This window comes from Streptomyces phaeolivaceus, from assembly GCF_009184865.1.
In the GTDB taxonomy this organism is placed as follows: Bacteria; Actinomycetota; Actinomycetes; order Streptomycetales; family Streptomycetaceae; genus Streptomyces; species Streptomyces phaeolivaceus.
Map to the genome: position 1 here is coordinate 4,541,583 of NZ_CP045096.1, position 16,539 is coordinate 4,558,121.

The window sequence follows — 16,539 nt, forward strand, 5'->3', positions numbered from 1 at the left end:
CGGACGGAAACCGGTCGGTCACCGCCGTCAGACGTATCGCCGTCAGGCGTACCCCCAGCTCCCGCAGGCACCCGGAGGCACCCCCTTGTCCGCGCACCCCACCGCCGGCCCCACCGATCTCGCCGATCCCCTCTCGCGTGAGCGCTCCCACCTCGCCGCCTCCCGTTCCGCCCTGCGTGCGATGCGGGAGGACGTGCAGGCGCTGGACATCAAGGACGTCACCGCGAACTGGGTGAACGCGGAGGTGCTGGCCCGCCAGATCGACGAGCGGATCAAGGCGCTGGCCGACCTGAGCCACACCCCGCTCTTCTTCGGCCGCCTCGACTATCTGCACGCCCCCGGCGCGGATCGGGCCGAGGGCGCGGACGGGGAGAGGTTCTACATCGGGCGGCGGCATGTGCACGACGCGGACGGCGACCCGATGGTGATCGACTGGCGCGCCCCCGTCTCCCAGCCCTTCTACCGGGCGTCCAGGACGGACCCGATGGACGTCGGCCTGCGGCGCCGCTTCGGGTACACCGGCGGCGACCTCACCGCGTACGAGGACGAGCATCTCTCCGACCCCGCCGAGACGGCGGCCACCAGCAAGCTGCTCCAGCAGGAGATCGAGCGTCCGCGTGTCGGCCCGATGCGGGACATCGTGGCGACGATCCAGCCGGAGCAGGACGAGATCGTCCGCTCCGACCTCGCCGGTTCCCTCTGCGTCCAGGGCGGCCCCGGCACCGGCAAGACGGCCGTCGGTCTGCACCGGGTCGCCTATCTCCTCTACGCCCACCGCGAGCGTCTCTCCCGGACCGGCACGCTCGTCATCGGCCCGAACCGCTCCTTCCTCCACTACATCGAGCAGGTGCTCCCGGCGCTGGGCGAGCTGGAGGTCAAGCAGGCGACCGTCGACGACCTCGTGGCCCATGTCGAGGTGCGGGGCGCGGACGAGGCACCGGCCGCCGTCGTCAAGGGCGACGCCCGGATGGCCGAGGTGCTGCGCCGGGCCGTACGGTCGCACGTCACCCTCCCCACCGAGCCGGTGATGGTCGTGCGGGGTTCGCGTCGCTGGCGCGTACCGGCGTACGAACTCGAAGCCATCGTGCGGGAGTTGCTGGACCGGGACATCCGCTACGGGGCCGCGCGGGACGCCCTGCCGCAGCGGATCGCGCACGCCGTGCTGGTGCAGATGGAACGGTCCGGGGAGGCGCCCGACGACCGGGTGCAGGACGCGGTGGCCCGCAACGCGGCGGTGAAGGCGGCCGTCAAGGCGATCTGGCCGCCCGTCGACCCGGCCAGGCTGGTGCTGCGGCTGCTCTCCGACGCGGACTTCCTCGCCGCCCACGCGGACGGGATCCTGACCGAAGACGAGCGGAAGACGATCCTTTGGGCGAAACCGGCGCGGAGCGTGAAGTCGGTGAAGTGGTCGGCCGCCGACGCCGTACTCGTCGACGAGACCACCGATCTGGTGCAGCGCACACACTCCCTCGGGCATGTCGTCCTCGACGAGGCGCAGGACCTTTCCCCCATGCAGTACCGGGCGGTGGGCCGGCGCTGCACCACCGGGTCCGCGACGGTCCTCGGCGATCTCGCGCAGGGCACGACCCCGTGGGCGACGCGGAGTTGGGCGGAGGCGCTGACGCACCTGGGCAAGGCGGAGGCCCATGTGGAGGAGCTGACGGCCGGTTTCCGTGTCCCGACCGACGTCATCACGTACGCCTCCCGCCTCCTCCCCCACATCGCGCCCGGCCTGACCCCGGTCGCGTCGGTCCGGGAGAACCCGGGCTTCTTCGACGTACGGCCCACCGCCGACGACTCCCAGACCATCGCCGCCTGCGAGGAGTTGCTCCGCAACGAGGGTTCCACCGGCCTCATCGCCGCCGACGCCCGTGTCCCCGCGCTCGCCGAGGCGCTCACGGCGGCGGGCATCGGATATCTGGCGCCGGGCGAGGAGACGACGTACGAGACCCGCCTCACCCTCGTCCCGGCCTCGCTGGCGAAGGGTCTGGAGTACGACTACGTGGTCCTGGACGAGCCCCGGGCGATCGTGGACGGCGAACCCGACGAACGAACCGGCCTGCGCCGCCTCTACGTCACCCTCACCCGAGCGGTCTCGGGCCTGATCGTCACCCACGCGGCACCGCTGCCGCCGCAGCTGGCCTAGGGCCTGTCGTCGTCGCCCTCGGTGTCCGTCACCCCTCCCATCTCGCCTCTTCGTCCGGGGTGTCGGGGCTGGCGAAGTGGAAGGGGACCGACAGGCGGGTCGCCAGGGCCCGGCCGGCGTGGGTGGCGGCCTCGGCGGAGGGGTGGCCCGGGGCGCGGGCCGTCCGCTCCTCGCCGAGATGGCGCTCGGCCGTGCCCCGGTAGATGGTGGCCAGCGGGTGCTCGCCCTCGGGGTCGGCGGTGTGGGCCAGCAGGATCACGAACCAGTCGTGGACCGTGTCGCCGTCCCAGATCGCCTCGATGGCGACGACGCGGCCGGGGAGGCCGGTGGCGAGGGCGGTCAGGGAGTCCTCGTCGAGGGGGCTGTCGGGGGTGCGGGCGACGCGTTCGCCGTGGTGGAGATAGCGGTCGTGGACGACGTGCTGGGCGTCGTTCAGGCCGAGACCCTGGGCGCGGCCGGCGGCGAGGACGGCGCGGACCGCCGGGAGCATGGCGTCCTGAAGGACGTATCCGTCGACCTGCGCACGGATGCCGGCGGGCAGTCGTTCCCACCACTCGGACCACTCGGACGTGTTCATGACGTCGACGGTACGGGAAGGCGCGGACGCGACGGCCCCCGGCGACCGACCGCGAAGGTCACCGGGGGCCGGGGCCGGGGCCGGGCTGTCGTGCGGGGGGCCTACTTGAACTTGTTGCTGGTCGCCAGATAGACCTGCTTGGCGTTCTTGCCGAGGCGCGGCCCGGTGATGAACGTGGAGCGGTCGCTGAGGGAGTTGTTGGAGACCAGGTAGGTGCGGCCCTTGTAGGTCGTGAACCAGGGGCCGCCGGAGGCGCCGCCGTTCATGGTGCAGCCGACCATGTACTGGGCCGGGTAGTCGCTCGGGTAGCTGTAGCCGAGGACGAACCGCTTGGTGGCGCCCTGGCAGTGGTACATCTTCGAGCCGTCGTACGGGGCCTCGGCCGGGTAGCCGCGGACCTTCATGTTCTTGACCTTGTTGGCGGCGGGGGCGTCGAACCACACCGGCAGCGCCGAACCGAGGCGCTCCTCAAGGGACTTGGCGCCCTTCTCCGGCTTCACGTGCAGTACGGCGTAGTCGTACGCGGCGGCCACGGTGCCCTCGCTCGCGGCGCCGCCCTTGATCCAGGTGCCGGAGGTGGTGGCCCAGTCGGCCCAGGCGATGCCGTACGGGGAGACGTTGCCCGCGCGGTAGTTCTTGGACGCCTGGGCGATGTTCAGCTTGCCCGTGTTGTTGAAGGACGGGACGAAGGCGATGTTGCGGTACCAGCCGCCGCCCTTGCCCGCGTGGACGCAGTGCCCGGCGGTCCACACGAGGTTGGACTTGCCCGGGTGCGCCGGGTCCTTCACGACCGCGGCGGAGCAGACGCTCGACCCCTGGGGCGTGGTGAAGAAGAGCTTCCCGACCGGGGCGGCGTTCTTGTGGTAGGTCGCCTTGACCTTGGCGGCCTGCTGCTTCTTGACCTTGCCGTCCGGCAGCCAGACCTGGGTGGTCTTGCTCGACCCGGTGGCGGTGTTGCCCGCCTCGGCGACGGCCGGCAGGTCGGGCAGGTTCTCCTGGGCCTCGGCGATGCGCTCGGGCGTCCAGAAGTCCTCGATGTACGGGTTGGCGAAGTCCTCGGCCCTGGAGGCCCAGTCGCCGCTGAAGTCCTGCCAGCCACCGTCCTTCCACTGGCGCAGCGCGTCGCCGGACAGCTCGGTGGGCACGCCCTCCGGGAGCTTGAATCCGCCGACGGTCGTGTCACCGCCGCCCTCGTTCTCGCCGGTGTCGACGCCGTCGCCCGCGTCGGCCTGGGCGGTCGTCGAGTCCGAGGCCTTGGCCCCGCCCTCCTCGGTCTTGCCGCAAGCGGTGGTGGTGACCATGATCGCGGCGATCACGGCGGCCGCGGCCGTGAGGCCGCGGCGGCGTATGAATGGCATGGAGACGTCCCCCGTGTGACTGCAACCTTGTCATGCCCTCGCTTAGCGGGGCGGGGACAACTATGCCCGCGCGCGGGCGCGAAACGATCTCCGAGCGGGCCTTCCCGGCGACTTCGCACACAACAACTACGCGGGGGAGATCTGCCCGTGATGTGAGCAGCGAGGCAAGTCACAGATTCCTCACAACTATTGATTCTTCATCACTCCGACACCTCCCGGCACTTGTGCGCTACCCATCGGTAGGGCGAATCTGACCTGCGCATGCCACCCCCCACATCGGCATCCCCGCGCCGCGGTCCACCAGGAGGACGCAGTGAAGACAGGCTCCCGCATCGGCAGATCCGTACTCACCGTCGGCGGCGCCCTCGCGCTCGTCGTCGGCATCGCCGGCAGCGCGTACGCGGCGCCCCCGGCCGCGCTGCCGGCCAACGCGGAGACGCTGGAGACCACCTGGCAGCCGGCGTACGACTACGACACGGACGGCTGTTACCCGACCCCGGCGATCGGCCCCACCGGCACGGTCAACGGCGGTCTGAAGCCCACCGGTTCGCTCAGCGGGGACTGCCACGACCAGTCCGACCTGGACAACACCAACGGCTACTCGCGCTACAAGTGCAACAACGGCTGGTGCGCGATCATGTACGACCTCTACTTCGAGAAGGACCAGGCGCTCGCCAACAGCAGCATCGGCGGGCACCGAAACGACTGGGAGCATGTGGCGGTCTGGGTGCAGGACGGGACGGCGAAGTACGTCTCCACGTCCAACCACGGCAGCTTCACCGTGCACGCCGCGTCCTCGGTCCTCTGGACCGGCACGCACCCCAAGATCGTCTATCACAAGGACGGCATCAGCACGCACTGCTTCCGTCTCGGCGACTCCAACGACGAGCCGCCGGAGAACCACGAGGGGACGTGGCAGTACCCGCCGCTCGTCGGCTGGAACGGGTACCCGTCGACGGCGATCCGGGACACGCTCGTCGCGTACGACTTCGGTAGCGCGAACTTCGGTCTCAAGGACGGCAGTTTCGAGTCGAACCTGACCGCTGCGATGCCGTCGGGTATCTCGTTCAACCCCAACGCGTAGCCCCTGCGGGGGGCTTGGCCGGGGGGTGCGGGGGTGGGTGGGTGGGTGCGTTGTCGGGTGCGGGCCCGGTGGGGCTTCTCGCGCAGTTCCCCGCGCCCCTTAAGTGCCCGCGCCCCTTAAGTGCCTACGGCCCTTTCGGGCCGAAAAAGCACGGGGCGCAGCCCCTGCTTTTTCAGGGGCGCGGGGAACTGCGCGACCAGCCCCCACCGGGCCCGCAGACGAACGACGCGCCCGACAACGCACCCCCCTCGGTCAGCGCGGAGCGGCCACGCGGGTGTCCAGGGCCGTACGCCATGCGCGTACGGCCTCCGCGGCGACCGGCGCGGCCCAGCCGTCCGGGCGGGCCGCCCCGCCGATGTGGAACGCGTCCACCCGCGCCACCCGCAGCCGCGGCAGATGGGCCAGCCGCAACCCACCGCCGATCATGAGCCGTTGCGTGTAGCCGGGGTCCCCCCGCCGCGCCGCCTCCGCCAGGAGCACCGGCAGCCCGTCGTCGACCCCCGCCCCCGACCCCGCCGTCAGATACGTGTCCAACCCCGGCAGATCCGCCACCTGCTTGCGCAAGGCGTCCCGGTCGGCGGCCCGGTCGATCGCCCGGTGGAACGTCCACGACCGCCCGTCCAGCTCCGCCACCACCCGCTCCACCGCGTCCACATCCGGCCCGCCCCCCTCCCCCAGGAACCCGAGCACGAACTCCTCCGCCCCCGCCGCGCGCATATCGCACGCCACCCGCACCAACGCGTCCACGTCCCCCGCCGCGAACCCGTCCGCGAGCCGCAGCATCACCCGTACCGGGATGTCGACCGCCGCCTGCACCTCCACGAACGTCGCGACGCTCGGGGTGAGCCCGTCCGCCGCCATATCCGCCACCAGCTCCAGCCGGTCGGCACCTCCGGCCTGGGCGGCGACGGCGTCCTCGGCGTCGAGGGCGATCACCTCCAGAAGCGCGCGCGTGGTCATGGGGCCCCTTCCTTCGGGCTTCGTCGAGCTACACGTGATGACAACAGGTCTAGTCCAATTGCCCAATCTAGCAACAAGCAGGACTGCTGGACGCGATCGTCACGTTCAGCACGCGGACGACCACCGTCCGCATCTACCCTGATTTGGGCGCCGTTCAACAAGACCGGCTGCGTGAGAGGGAGTTGGCCATGCCGAAGCCGAAGACCATCGACCCGTCCCAGTCCACCCGAGCGATGTACGGCGCGGAGCTGCGCCACCGGCGCGAACGGGCGGGCATGTCCCAGGAAGAACTGGGGGCGTCTCCCCCGATCTCCCCGGCCTCGTCCCCGTCCGCGACAGCAAGAACCCCGCCCGTGGTGTCCTCGTGTTCCGGGCCGCCGCCTGGTCCCGTTTCGTGGGGGACGTGAGGCGGACGTACTCGTGAGTCACGTCCGATCACGGAGTAGAACCTAGGTAGCCGTACTCAGGTGCCCGGCTCTCCGGGACGACATCGTTGACCTCAGCGCAAGCAGCACCGCAATGGTCAACGTCCCGTCGTCGCAACGGAGTTCACAAAATGACTGCCTCGCCCAGTTCCTCGTCCCGCTCCCTGTCCCGGACCCTGCGCCGCAACCTGTTGAACCCCGCCGCCCTGGGCTATCTCGCCCTCGTGGCCGCCGTGGGCGTCTGGGTCGGGGTGGACACGCTGTTCGTCGAGCACGCGGACGCCAGCTTCGCGGGGGTCTGGCTCTTCCTCGTCACCGCGCCCACCTCGTTCCTGTTCGCCGCGCTTCCCGGCGGGCTGCCCTTCGTCGGGGTCGTCCTCGGGGCCGTGATCCAGGCCTTCGTGGTCGGGGCCGCGTACCGCTGGGCCGTCGAACGGCCCATGAAGAACGCCCACTTGGGCAACGCCTGACGCTTCGGGACCGTCTTTCCTCGGCAATTTGACGCGCGGGTCGACCGTCTTCCCGAAGAATCCCGTACCGCGGCGGAACCTCGCGCGCCGCCGCCCCCTCTCTTCCACCGGTCGATTCCGTTCGATTCTGTTCCGGCACAACGATGAAGGTGAAGAGGAAACTCATGCGCAGATTAACGTCGGCTGTCGCCGCCGCTCTGATGACGTTCGCGGGACTGGGCGCGGCGGGCGCCGCCCCGGCCCAGGCGGCGGCGCCGACAGCCGAGTACGTCGCGCTCGGCGACTCGTACGCCTCCGGTGTCGGCGCCGGCTCGTACGACCCGGCGAGCGGTGACTGCAAGCGGAGCACGAAGAACTACCCGCACCTGTGGGCGGCGGCCAACCCCGAGTACAAGCTGAAGGACGTCACCTGCAGCGGGGCGAAGATCCCCGACGTACGGGCCAACCAGCTGTCCGCGCTGAAGCCGACGACGAATCTCGTCACCCTCACGGTCGGCGGGAACGACGCCCAGTTCGCCCCGGTGGTCGAGGGCTGCCTCACCAAGGACGACAGCTACTGCGAGACCGGCACCATCTGGGCGTCGTACTACGCCAGGAACCAGATGGTGAACGAACTCAGCAGCCTGTACAAGGACATCAAGGCCCGTTCCCCGAAGGCGCTGATCCTGGTCTTCGGCTATCCGCAGGCGATCTCCACGACCGGTACGTGCGCCCCGATCGAACTCAGCGCCCGCAAGCGCACCGCGATGAACGGCTTCGCCGACGCGCTCGCCGAGGGCACCAAGAAGGCCACGGTCGACGCGAGCGTCTACTTCGTCGACATGCGCAAGCAGTTCGCCGGCCACGGCGCCTGCGGCACCGCCCCGTGGATCCACGGCGTCAACCTGGCCGAGAGCGCCGCGACCTTCCACCCCAACGCGGCGGGCCAGGAGCAGGGCTACGCGGCGAAGTTCCTCGCCACCTGGGGCTGATCCCCGGGTGACCGCACGGCCGGGCCCAGCCGTGGGGGTTGAGCCCGGCCTCGGTCGCCCGGTCGCGCGGACACGGCACAATGCGGGTATGCCGCCCGACCCTGACACCGTCGACGCCCGCCGGGAAGCCCTCCGCTACCGGTGGCTGCCCGCGCTGCTCTCCGCACGGGACGGCGCCTGTGATCCGGCGCCGTTCCCGTACGCCGACAACCTGATCGAGCGGTGGGCCGAGCCGCAGCGGAAGTACCACACGCTCGATCATCTCGTCGCGGTGCTGGACCGCGTCGAGACGCTGGAGGACCACGCGGCCGACGCCGATCTCGTACGGCTGGCCGCGTGGTTCCACGACGCCGTGTACGCGCCGGACCGGTCGGAGAACGAGGAGCGGTCGGCGCGGCTCGCCGAGCGGGCGCTGACCGAGGCCGGGGTGCCCGGGGCGAGGGTGGCGGAGGTCGCCCGGCTGGTGCGGCTCACCGTCACCCACGACCCGGCCGACGACGACCCGAACGGCCAGGTCCTGTGCGACGCGGACCTCGCGATCCTGGCCTCCGAGCCGGACGTGTACACGGCGTACGCCGCCGCCGTACGGGAGGAGTACGGGTTCGTGCCCGACGACGCCTTCCGGGCGGGCCGGGCGGCCGTACTGCGCCAACTCCTGGACCTGCCGCGGCTGTTCAGGACACCGCACGGCGAGCGGGAGTGGGAGGAACGGGCCCGGGAGAACCTGCGGACGGAGCTGACCGCCCTGGAGGGCACACCGGCTGACGGCTGACGGCTGACGGCTGACGGCTGACGGCTGACGGGAACGCGTGCGTACGGGAACGCGTGCGTACGGGAACGCGGCCCGGCGTCCCTCGGTTGCCCCGGTATATGTCCTCATCCGCCGCTCCCGCGCCCGACGACGCCCACGCCCGCTTCCGCATACCGCTCTCCGTCTACGTCCTCGGTCTCGCCGTCTTCGCGCTCGGGACCAGCGAGTTCATGCTCTCGGGGCTGCTGCCGCCCATCGCCGAGGACATGGACGTGTCCATTCCACGGGCCGGGCTGCTGATCTCGGCGTTCGCGATCGGGATGGTGATCGGGGGGCGGGTCGCGGATGCGCACCTCTTCGGCGTCCTGCTCAGCGGAATCACGGCTTCCACGGTCTTCCTGGTCGCCCTGGCACTGCTCGCGCAGTACGCCGTGGCCGCCGTCCTCCTCTCCTTCCTCCTCGGGGTGTCCTGCTTCTACACCGCCCCGGCCCTGAACGCCCGCCTCTTCAACGTCGCGGGCGCCGCCCCGACCCTGGCCGGTGCCACCACGACCGCCGCGTTCAACCTCGGCAACACCGGTGGCCCCTGGATCGGCGGGGTCGTCATCGACGCGGGCCAGGGCTTCGCCGCCACGGCCTGGGCGGGCGCCGCCCTCACCGCCGCCGCCCTCGGCACCACCGCCGTCTCGCTCCGCCTGCACCGGCGCACCCGCGCCTCCCGCCTGGTGGCCAAGTTCGCGGTGGGTGACACCGCCGTGAGTGACACCGCCGTCGCCGACGCCGCCGTAAATCCGGTACGTACGGACGTCTGACCCCGCCTATCCTCGCGGCCATGCGACCAATGGGTGGGGAACAGGTACAGGAGTCCGTCGAGCACTGTCTCTCCGTGCTGGGGACGGTGCTGGACCGCGACTGGGAGGGCGCCAAGGCCGGCCGGCTGGACTGGAACTGCCGACAGACCGCCGAGCACATCGCGTCGGACCTGATCGCCTACGCGGGACAGCTGGCGGGACGGCCCGCGACCCGCTGGGCGCCGTTCGAGATCGACATGGCGGAGTGCGAGGAGAACGCCGACGTCCTGGAGGTGATCCGGACGACGGGCACCCTGCTCTCCGCCACGATCGCCGCGACCCCGCGCGAGGTCCGCGCCTTCCACCCGTATCCGTTCCGCGCGGCCGACCGCGAGGGCTTCGCGGCGATGGGTGTCGCCGAGGTGCTGCTGCACACCCACGACATCGCCGAGGGCCTCGGGCTCCCCGCGTCCGCCTCCCTGCCGCCCGCCGGACCCGGACTGTGCGAGACCGTACTCGCGCGCCTGTTCCCGCACGTCAGGCCCGGTGACGACCCCTGGGCGACGCTGCTGTGGGCCACCGGCCGGGGCGAGCTGCCGGGCCGCCCGCCGGTCACGGAGTGGCGGTGGAACAACCCGCTGCACATCGAGACCGGGCGGCTCGTCCTGCAAGGCGTCCACCCCGCCGCCGCGGCCGATCTCGCCGAGGGCGGCACCGGCGGCTTCGAGTGGATCGCGGGCGGCCCGGTGGAGGGGACCCGGGTCGGCGCGGGCCTGGTGTTCCAGGCGTACGAGGCGGGGGTGCACCGGCCGGAGTGGGGCATGTTCGTGCTGGTGCGCAAGGAGGACGGGCTGGCCGTCGGCGCGCTCGGCCATCACGGCGTCCCGGACGAGGAGGGCCGTGCCGAGGTCGGCTACGACCTGGTCGAGGGGGCGCGCGGGCACGGTTACATGACCGAGGCGCTGGGCGCGCTGGCCGACTGGGCGCGGGAGCGGGCCCGGGAACGAGGTGACGTACGGTCGCTGTTCGCGGTCGTCGACAAGACCAACTCCCCTTCGCAGGGCGTGGTCTCACGGGCCGGATTCACCAAGGTCAGCGAGGACCGGGGCGACGGGGAACACGGGGAACACGGGGAGCAGTTCGCGTACGAACTCCGGCTGTGACCGGCGGTGACGGCGGTGACGGCGGTGACGGGCGGCGATCGTCAGACCGTGGTGGGCCCCTGCGGTGGCCCCCGCCGCTTCGGTCTGCGCAGCCCCGCCCCCGTCAGCCGCCGCAGCAGCTCCTTCGAGCCGACCTCCACGGCGCCCGCCCGTACGACCTCGACGTACCGGTGGGACGGGATGTCGTAGTGGTCGCGCTCGAAGGCGCGCTCGGGGATGTTCAACTCCCGCGCGAAGGCGTGCAGTTCGTCGAAGGACGCGTCGCTGACCAGGTGTGACCACATCCGCCCGTGCCCCGGCCAGGTGGGCGGGTCTATGTAGAGGGTCACGTGGCCGACGCCCCGCCGGACGAACGGCCGGACGCCTCGCCCAGCGCGCCGAGCGCCGCGACCCGCACCCCCGCCTTGTGGCACACCCACTGCGGATCGGGGCCCAGCTCCGGTTCCACGTCGAGCGCGTGCGGGTCGTCGGCGCCGCAGACCGGGCAGAGGGGCCAGCGTCCGTACCGTTCGAGCAGCGCGTCCTGCACGTCCTGGGCGACGAGCCCGGCGACGTACGCCGCCCCGTCCGGCCACTGCTCGACCCACCACCGGCGCTGTACGACGGATTCCTCGACCATCGACACGACGTCCGCCTCGGCGACCTCGCCGGACACCAGATCGGCGAGCACGAGGGCACGGGCGCCGTGCAACGCCTGCTCAAGAGGGCTCACGGGATCACTGCCATGGTCACTGCCGGTACTCATGGGTCCATTGTGCGGCCCTTGACCACACCCCCGGACAGAAAATATCTTTCAAGATGTGAGCGATGACGTGAAGGAAATTTTCGCACCGGCGTCCACGCCACCAGGATCGCCGGGGCCACCGGCACCCCCCGCCCCCGCCGCCCTCGCGGCGAAGGTGCGGACGCTGGCACCCTCCATGACCCGCTCGATGCAGCGCGTCGCGGAGGCCGTGGCGAGCGACCCGGCGGCCTGTGCCGCGCTCACCGTCACCGGACTCGCCGAGCTGACCGGCACCAGCGAGGCCACGGTCGTCCGCACGGCCCGCATCCTCGGTTACCCCGGGTATCGCGATCTGCGGCTCGCCCTCGCCGGTCTCGCCGCCCATCAGCAGTCGGGCCGCGCGCCGTCGGTCACGGCCGACATCGCGGTCGACGACCCGCTGCCCGACGTGGTCGCCAAGCTCGCGTACGACGAGCAGCAGACCCTCGCGGACACGGCGGCCGGGCTGGACATGGCCCAGCTCGGCGCGGCGGTCGCCGCGCTCGCCGGGGCCCGCCGCATAGACATCTACGGCGTCGGGGCGTCCGGGCTGGTCGCCCAGGACCTCACCCAGAAGCTGCTGCGCATAGGGCTGATAGCCCACGCCCACAGCGACCCGCACCTCGCCGTCACCAACGCCGTGCAGCTGCGCGCGAAGGACGTGGCGATAGCGATCACCCACTCCGGCTCGACGGGCGACGTCATCGAGCCGCTGCGGGTGGCCTTCGACCACGGGGCCACGACGATCGCGATCACCGGACGGCCGGACGGACCGGTGTCCCAGTACGCCGACCACGTCCTGACCACGTCCACCGCGCGCGAGAGCGAGCTGCGGCCGGCCGCGATGTCGTCCCGGACGAGCCAGCTGCTGGTGGTGGACTGCCTGTTCATCGGGGTCGCGCAACGGACGTACGAGTCGGCGGCACCGGCCCTGTCCGCGTCGTACGAGGCGCTGGCACACCGGCATCGGATCGGCGGGCCGTCGCGGTAGGCGGAACGACGACATCCGCCGTGGCACATCAGCACGACACCGCACGGAATGAGCAGCCATGCCCAACACGTCCCCCTCCACCGCCTCCTCATCCGCCACCCCGCCCTCCCCCTCCCCTCCCTCCTCCCCCTCCCCTCCCTCCTCTCCCTTCCCCCTCTCCAACCACCTCTCCGTGCGGGCCGAGTTGGAGTCGTTGACGACGGAGGCGTTCCGCCCGGAGCTGGCCGACATCGATCGGCTGCCGACGCTGGACATCGCGAAGCTGATGAACGCCGAGGACGCGACCGTGCCGACGGCGGTCGCCGTGCGGCTGCCGCAGATCGCGGCGGCGATCGACGCGATCGCGGAGCGGATGGGCCGGGGCGGCCGGCTGATCTACGCGGGCGCGGGCACGGCCGGGCGGCTGGGGGTCCTGGACGCGTCCGAGTGCCCGCCGACGTTCAATACGGCGCCGTCACAGGTCGTGGGCCTGATCGCGGGCGGTATCGAGGCCATGGTCACCTCGATCGAGGGGGCGGAGGACTCGGCGGAGCTGGCGCGGGCCGACCTCGACGCGCTGGGGCTGACGGCCGACGACACGGTGGTGGGTGTGTCGGCGTCGGGGCGCACGCCGTACGCGGTGGGCGCGGTGGAGCACGCGCGGGCGGCCGGCGCGCTGACGGTGGGCCTGTCCTGCAACGCGGCCAGCGCGCTCGCGGCGGCGGCGGATCACGGGATCGAGATCGTCGCGGGGCCCGAACTGGTCACCGGCTCGACCCGGCTCAAGGCGGGCACGGCCCAGAAGCTGGTGCTGAACATGCTCTCGACGATCACGATGATCAGGCTGGGCAAGACGTACGGGAACCTGATGGTGGACGTGCGCGCGACCAACGACAAGCTCCGGGCGCGCTCCCACCGCATCGTCGCGCTCGCCACGGGCGCGACGGACACCGAGATCGAAACGGCCCTCACCGCCACCAACGGCCAGGTCAAGAACGCCATCCTCACTATCCTGAGCGGCGTCGACGCCTCCACGGCGGCGCGCCTGCTGACAGCGAACGAGGGCCACCTACGAGCGGCCCTGGCCGCGGCGACGACGGGTTCGCCGGGCTGAGGTTGCCCGCCTTCCACGCTTCCCAGCCCTCTCGCGCCTTCCCATTCCTCGCGGTCAGCCCTCCCCTCGGCGCTCGACTGCCAGGCCCGAGGGCGCGCGGGCCGTACGCCGCTGCCCGGAGGGGGCGTGGGCGTATCGGTGGGGGCGCGCGGAGTGAATACGTAGATCAAGTACGGGAAATCGCGGACGCGGGAAACGGCGGCCTCTGCCAGCCTCGATCGTGCCGTCGCCGTCGCCGTGGGCAGCGCACCGCGCATCGCCCGCCCCGGCGCGGCCCGACCGAGGGAGTCCGAGGATGTTGGCCCTGCTGGGCGTGCTGCTGTTCTTCGCCGCCTTCTTCACCCTGATCATCGGCCTGCCGAACATGCGGGGCCCGGAACGCCCGCCCCTGCCCTGGCGGATCCTGTACGGCGCCCTCCTGACCGCCCTCCTCGTCTCGGCCGGCCTGGCCTTCCGCGCGGACATAGCCCGCTGCCGCGCCGAGCCGAAGGCGAACGGCTGCGGCACATCGGACATGAACCACCCTTGAGCGCCACCCCGGACGAGCTCGACGCAGCCCTACAGCGGCCCCTGATGCACGTTGAGCTGCCGCAGTTCGACCGCCGGGCGAGCAGCGGTCACGAAATCCCTGTCGTCGTGCAGGACGACAGGGCCGTGGCGCGGGTCCGAGCCCGGCCTCGACGGGGCTGTCAGTGGGGTGTGGCACCGTGGTGGGGATTGTTGTCCCAGGGAAGGACCGAGCCCGTGAACCACGCTCAGCTGACCGCCCTCGGCCGTGCCCTGCGCGTGCTCGGGGAGCACGGCGAGGCACTGAACGCCGACACCCCGGACGCGCGGCTCCACGAGGTGAAGGCGGACATCAAGCGAGCGCTGGAGCTGCTGGACGAGACGGTCTCGACGGCCGCCCCCACGACCCGCTGCGCCGAGCATCCGAACGGCCCGGTGGACGAGGAGGCCCCCGACCGCTGTCTGCTCTGCGAGACCCGCCGCCGCACCGCCCGCCGCACCCAGCTCAACGACAGCTACGGCCCTCCCCGCCCCACCGGCCCCGCCACCCCGACCCCCTCCCGCTACGGCGTACGGGACGAGCGCCCCGAGCCCCAGCAGCGCTGGCTCCCCGAGGCGTGGAACGGCCAGATCTGGCAGCTCTGCGGCACCCCCCGCCGCGACCGCCGCGAGGCCGAGCTGTACCTCGCCGCGCAGCGCCGGGGCCCACGCCCCGCCCTCGCCTACCGCCTGGTCCAGGAGTTCACCGACTACGACGTCACCCGCATCTGGGGCGAGCCGGTCCGGATGGACATCGAGCCGATGGGGAACGTCTGAGCGCCCCGGCACCCCCTCGCACCCGGCCCGCACCCGCTCAACACGGCAGCCGCCCCTGCGCGTTGACCCGCCGCACCCGGGCCCGCAACACCTCCGCCGGGGCGGCCTCGCGCAGCGCGTCCGGCGGGCAGTCCCACTCCCGGCCGCCGCCGACCGGCCGCAGCCGCACATAGCCACCCTCGCGGCCCATCACCTCGCCGAGCCGCCCGTCCCGTACGTCCACGGCGTACGACCGCCGCGTCACGTCTCCGCCGCCTTCCGCAGCACGGCGGCGAGGTTGGCGGCGACCTGAAGGTTGCAGCAGCCCAACTCAACGAGCGGGAACGGCAGTTCGCTGGCCCCGGTCACCGGGTCGACGCGCAGGGAGGGCAGCACGATGCCGACCCCGCGCAGCGCGTGGTCGAGCTGCTCCACGGCCTCCTCGGTCGACCGCACCGTGCTCCGCGCCTTCGCCGCGGCTCTGTTCTTCACGTCCACTTCCTCCAAGCCTCCACGCTGGGTTTCCGATTCACCACACAGCGTGGCCGAGACGGCTCTAGCCTGGCCAGATACCACGCCCCAACAGGGGTTCTGCTGGACAGGGAGCCACGGCCATGCCCGGACCGAAGGATCTGGACCCGTCGTCATCACCCCGAGCGCTCCTGGGAGCGGAGCTGCGCCACGCGAGAGAGAAGGCGGGGCTCAGCCAGGAGGAGTTGGGCCAGCGACTGTTTGTGAGCGGCTCGTTCGTGGGCCAGTTGGAGGCGGCGGTACGGCGTATGCAGCCCGAGATTGCCCGCCTGATCGATGTCGCCCTCGACACGGACGACTTCTTCTCGCGGAACTGCCTGGCGATGGCCAAGTCCCGCTATCCCGAGCACTTCGCAGCCGCTGCGGAGGCGGAAGCGGACGCCACTGCGATCAGGGAGTACGCGCCGACGCTGATCCCCGGCCTCGTCCAGACGCCCGCCTACGCACGAGCCGTGAACCGTGGCTTCGCCCCAACGGCACCGGAGGCGACCATTGACGAGTGGGTCGACGGCCGAGTCGCCCGCACCCGCCTGCTCGATGATCCAACAAAACCGCTGCTGTGGGTGGTCCTTGACGAAGCGGCGCTGCGCCGGGAGACCGGCGGCCGAGCCGTGATGGCCGAAGCCCTGAACCATGTCGCCGACCTGGCGCGCAGGAACCGAGTCATCATGCAGGTGCTGCCCTTCAGCGCGGGTGCCCACACGGCAATGGAGGGCGCGCTGAAGCTGATGGACTTCGACGAAGCCCCGCCGCTGGTCTACTTCGAGGGCGTCCGGGTCGGGCGGTTGGAGGACGACCCGGCCCTGGTCGCCCAGCTCAAGCTCACCTTCGAACTTCTCGCCGCCGCCGCGCTCCCGCCCGAGAAGTCCCTGGCTCTGGTCGACAAGTTGGCGCAGGATTACACCCATGAGGAGCATCTCTGACCACGTCCTGAGCGGCGCAATATGGCACAAGTCCAGCTACAGCGGCGGCGGCAACGGCAACTGCCTGGAGGCCTCCGTATCCCACGTCACCCACATCCCCGTACGCGACTCCAAAACCCCCCTCGGCCCGAAGCTCGTGTTCCGGGCCGAGTCCTGGTCCGCGTTCGTCGAAGAACTGAAGCGACGCTAGCGCTGTGAACAGTGTTACCCCCGCAGGGCTCAACCCTGCCCAAAAGGCTC

At 71.5% G+C, this 16,539-nt stretch carries 20 protein-coding genes and 2 pseudogenes; 15 read left to right on the top strand and 7 right to left on the bottom strand.

Going from position 1 to position 16,539, the window contains the following annotated elements:
* Positions 1-85 precede the first annotated feature (85 nt).
* Entirely contained in the window at positions 86-2,146 is a 2,061-nt protein-coding gene (locus F9278_RS21235; RefSeq protein ID WP_152169765.1) for a HelD family protein, read from the top strand.
* Positions 2,147-2,174: 28 nt separating this feature from the next.
* On the opposite strand, the gene F9278_RS21240 is transcribed toward F9278_RS21235, so the two are convergent.
* Complete coding sequence (locus F9278_RS21240; RefSeq protein ID WP_152169766.1) at positions 2,175-2,723, bottom strand: hypothetical protein; 549 nt, start codon at positions 2,721-2,723, stop codon at positions 2,175-2,177.
* Between the two features lie 101 nt (positions 2,724-2,824).
* Positions 2,825-4,081, bottom strand: coding sequence for a trypsin-like serine peptidase (locus tag F9278_RS21245; protein WP_152169767.1), 1,257 nt, complete (start codon positions 4,079-4,081; stop codon positions 2,825-2,827).
* 313 nt (positions 4,082-4,394) lie between these two features.
* Here F9278_RS21245 and F9278_RS21250 point away from each other — a divergent pair, with 313 nt between their 5' ends.
* Entirely contained in the window at positions 4,395-5,165 is a 771-nt protein-coding gene (locus tag F9278_RS21250; protein WP_152169768.1) for an NPP1 family protein, read from the top strand.
* Positions 5,166-5,417: 252 nt separating this feature from the next.
* On the opposite strand, the gene F9278_RS21255 is transcribed toward F9278_RS21250, so the two are convergent.
* Positions 5,418-6,125, bottom strand: a complete 708-nt coding sequence (locus tag F9278_RS21255; protein WP_152169769.1) for a copper homeostasis protein CutC — start codon at positions 6,123-6,125, stop codon at positions 5,418-5,420.
* A gap of 143 nt (positions 6,126-6,268) precedes the next feature.
* Between F9278_RS21255 and F9278_RS47235 the strand changes: the two are divergent.
* From F9278_RS47235 to F9278_RS21290, 7 genes and pseudogenes are all read left to right on the top strand, one after another.
* Positions 6,269-6,424: pseudogene (locus F9278_RS47235) on the top strand (transcriptional regulator); the annotation flags it as partial.
* A gap of 50 nt (positions 6,425-6,474) precedes the next feature.
* A pseudogene (locus F9278_RS21265) lies at positions 6,475-6,549 on the top strand (hypothetical protein); the annotation flags it as partial.
* A 132-nt stretch (positions 6,550-6,681) separates the two neighbouring features.
* Entirely contained in the window at positions 6,682-7,020 is a 339-nt protein-coding gene (locus F9278_RS21270) for an SCO4225 family membrane protein (protein WP_152169770.1), read from the top strand.
* 149 nt (positions 7,021-7,169) lie between these two features.
* Positions 7,170-7,991, top strand: coding sequence for an SGNH/GDSL hydrolase family protein (locus F9278_RS21275; RefSeq protein WP_404818932.1), 822 nt, complete (start codon positions 7,170-7,172; stop codon positions 7,989-7,991).
* Between the two features lie 88 nt (positions 7,992-8,079).
* The gene (locus tag F9278_RS21280) at positions 8,080-8,763 is read left to right on the top strand and encodes an HD domain-containing protein (RefSeq protein WP_152169772.1); all 684 of its coding nucleotides are present in this window, start codon (positions 8,080-8,082) and stop codon (positions 8,761-8,763) included.
* 98 nt (positions 8,764-8,861) lie between these two features.
* Positions 8,862-9,554 (top strand): MFS transporter, encoded by a 693-nt coding sequence (locus tag F9278_RS21285; protein WP_152169773.1) that lies wholly within the window; start codon positions 8,862-8,864, stop codon positions 9,552-9,554.
* A 29-nt stretch (positions 9,555-9,583) separates the two neighbouring features.
* Positions 9,584-10,696 (top strand): GNAT family N-acetyltransferase, encoded by a 1,113-nt coding sequence (locus F9278_RS21290; RefSeq protein WP_152174005.1) that lies wholly within the window; start codon positions 9,584-9,586, stop codon positions 10,694-10,696.
* A gap of 41 nt (positions 10,697-10,737) precedes the next feature.
* Here F9278_RS21290 and F9278_RS21295 read toward each other — a convergent pair whose 3' ends face one another.
* Both F9278_RS21295 and F9278_RS21300 read right to left on the bottom strand, forming a co-directional pair.
* A complete protein-coding gene (locus F9278_RS21295) occupies positions 10,738-11,025 on the bottom strand; it encodes a DUF4031 domain-containing protein (protein ID WP_152169774.1) in 288 nt (95 codons plus the stop codon).
* Positions 11,022-11,441: a hypothetical protein gene (locus F9278_RS21300; protein WP_152169775.1), complete on the bottom strand. Its 420-nt coding sequence runs from the start codon at positions 11,439-11,441 to the stop codon at positions 11,022-11,024. Before F9278_RS21300 ends, F9278_RS21295 begins: the two co-directional genes overlap by 4 nt.
* 55 nt (positions 11,442-11,496) lie before the next feature.
* Here F9278_RS21300 and F9278_RS21305 point away from each other — a divergent pair, with 55 nt between their 5' ends.
* The 4 genes from F9278_RS21305 (at position 11,497) to F9278_RS21330 (ending at position 14,866) form a co-directional block, all read left to right on the top strand.
* On the top strand, positions 11,497-12,450 hold the full coding sequence (locus F9278_RS21305) for a MurR/RpiR family transcriptional regulator (protein WP_152169776.1): 954 nt from the start codon (positions 11,497-11,499) through the stop codon (positions 12,448-12,450).
* A gap of 58 nt (positions 12,451-12,508) precedes the next feature.
* Positions 12,509-13,543, top strand: a complete 1,035-nt coding sequence (murQ, locus tag F9278_RS21315; protein WP_226966839.1) for an N-acetylmuramic acid 6-phosphate etherase — start codon at positions 12,509-12,511, stop codon at positions 13,541-13,543.
* Between the two features lie 295 nt (positions 13,544-13,838).
* Positions 13,839-14,072, top strand: coding sequence for a hypothetical protein (locus F9278_RS21320; protein WP_152169777.1), 234 nt, complete (start codon positions 13,839-13,841; stop codon positions 14,070-14,072).
* A 215-nt stretch (positions 14,073-14,287) separates the two neighbouring features.
* A complete protein-coding gene (locus tag F9278_RS21330) occupies positions 14,288-14,866 on the top strand; it encodes a hypothetical protein (RefSeq protein ID WP_152169778.1) in 579 nt (192 codons plus the stop codon).
* A gap of 37 nt (positions 14,867-14,903) precedes the next feature.
* Here the strand turns inward: F9278_RS21330 and F9278_RS21335 are convergent, their stop codons facing one another.
* Positions 14,904-15,110: a hypothetical protein gene (locus F9278_RS21335; protein ID WP_152169779.1), complete on the bottom strand. Its 207-nt coding sequence runs from the start codon at positions 15,108-15,110 to the stop codon at positions 14,904-14,906.
* A complete protein-coding gene (locus F9278_RS21340; protein WP_226966840.1) occupies positions 15,107-15,337 on the bottom strand; it encodes a hypothetical protein in 231 nt (76 codons plus the stop codon). Before F9278_RS21340 ends, F9278_RS21335 begins: the two co-directional genes overlap by 4 nt.
* Before the next feature lie 122 nt (positions 15,338-15,459).
* Between F9278_RS21340 and F9278_RS21345 the strand changes: the two genes are divergently transcribed.
* Both F9278_RS21345 and F9278_RS21350 read left to right on the top strand, forming a co-directional pair.
* Positions 15,460-16,299: a helix-turn-helix domain-containing protein gene (locus F9278_RS21345; RefSeq protein ID WP_152169781.1), complete on the top strand. Its 840-nt coding sequence runs from the start codon at positions 15,460-15,462 to the stop codon at positions 16,297-16,299.
* Complete coding sequence (locus tag F9278_RS21350) at positions 16,283-16,489, top strand: DUF397 domain-containing protein (RefSeq protein WP_152169782.1); 207 nt, start codon at positions 16,283-16,285, stop codon at positions 16,487-16,489. The genes F9278_RS21345 and F9278_RS21350 overlap by 17 nt, the downstream gene beginning before the upstream one ends.
* Positions 16,490-16,539 lie beyond the last annotated feature (50 nt).

What these genes read in the sequence shown, in the direction of transcription:
- F9278_RS21240 (WP_152169766.1), bottom strand. Translation starts at nt 2,723, where the DNA reads ATGAACACGTCCGAGTGGTCCGAGTGGTGGGAACGACTGCCCGCCGGC.
- F9278_RS21245 (WP_152169767.1), bottom strand. Translation starts at nt 4,081, where the DNA reads ATGCCATTCATACGCCGCCGCGGCCTCACGGCCGCGGCCGCCGTGATC.
- F9278_RS21255 (WP_152169769.1), bottom strand. Translation starts at nt 6,125, where the DNA reads ATGACCACGCGCGCGCTTCTGGAGGTGATCGCCCTCGACGCCGAGGAC.
- F9278_RS21270 (WP_152169770.1), top strand. Translation starts at nt 6,682, where the DNA reads ATGACTGCCTCGCCCAGTTCCTCGTCCCGCTCCCTGTCCCGGACCCTG.
- F9278_RS21280 (WP_152169772.1), top strand. Translation starts at nt 8,080, where the DNA reads ATGCCGCCCGACCCTGACACCGTCGACGCCCGCCGGGAAGCCCTCCGC.
- F9278_RS21285 (WP_152169773.1), top strand. Translation starts at nt 8,862, where the DNA reads ATGTCCTCATCCGCCGCTCCCGCGCCCGACGACGCCCACGCCCGCTTC.
- F9278_RS21290 (WP_152174005.1), top strand. Translation starts at nt 9,584, where the DNA reads ATGGGTGGGGAACAGGTACAGGAGTCCGTCGAGCACTGTCTCTCCGTG.
- F9278_RS21300 (WP_152169775.1), bottom strand. Translation starts at nt 11,441, where the DNA reads ATGAGTACCGGCAGTGACCATGGCAGTGATCCCGTGAGCCCTCTTGAG.
- murQ (WP_226966839.1), top strand. Translation starts at nt 12,509, where the DNA reads ATGCCCAACACGTCCCCCTCCACCGCCTCCTCATCCGCCACCCCGCCC.
- F9278_RS21320 (WP_152169777.1), top strand. Translation starts at nt 13,839, where the DNA reads ATGTTGGCCCTGCTGGGCGTGCTGCTGTTCTTCGCCGCCTTCTTCACC.
- F9278_RS21345 (WP_152169781.1), top strand. Translation starts at nt 15,460, where the DNA reads ATGCCCGGACCGAAGGATCTGGACCCGTCGTCATCACCCCGAGCGCTC.
- F9278_RS21350 (WP_152169782.1), top strand. Translation starts at nt 16,283, where the DNA reads ATGAGGAGCATCTCTGACCACGTCCTGAGCGGCGCAATATGGCACAAG.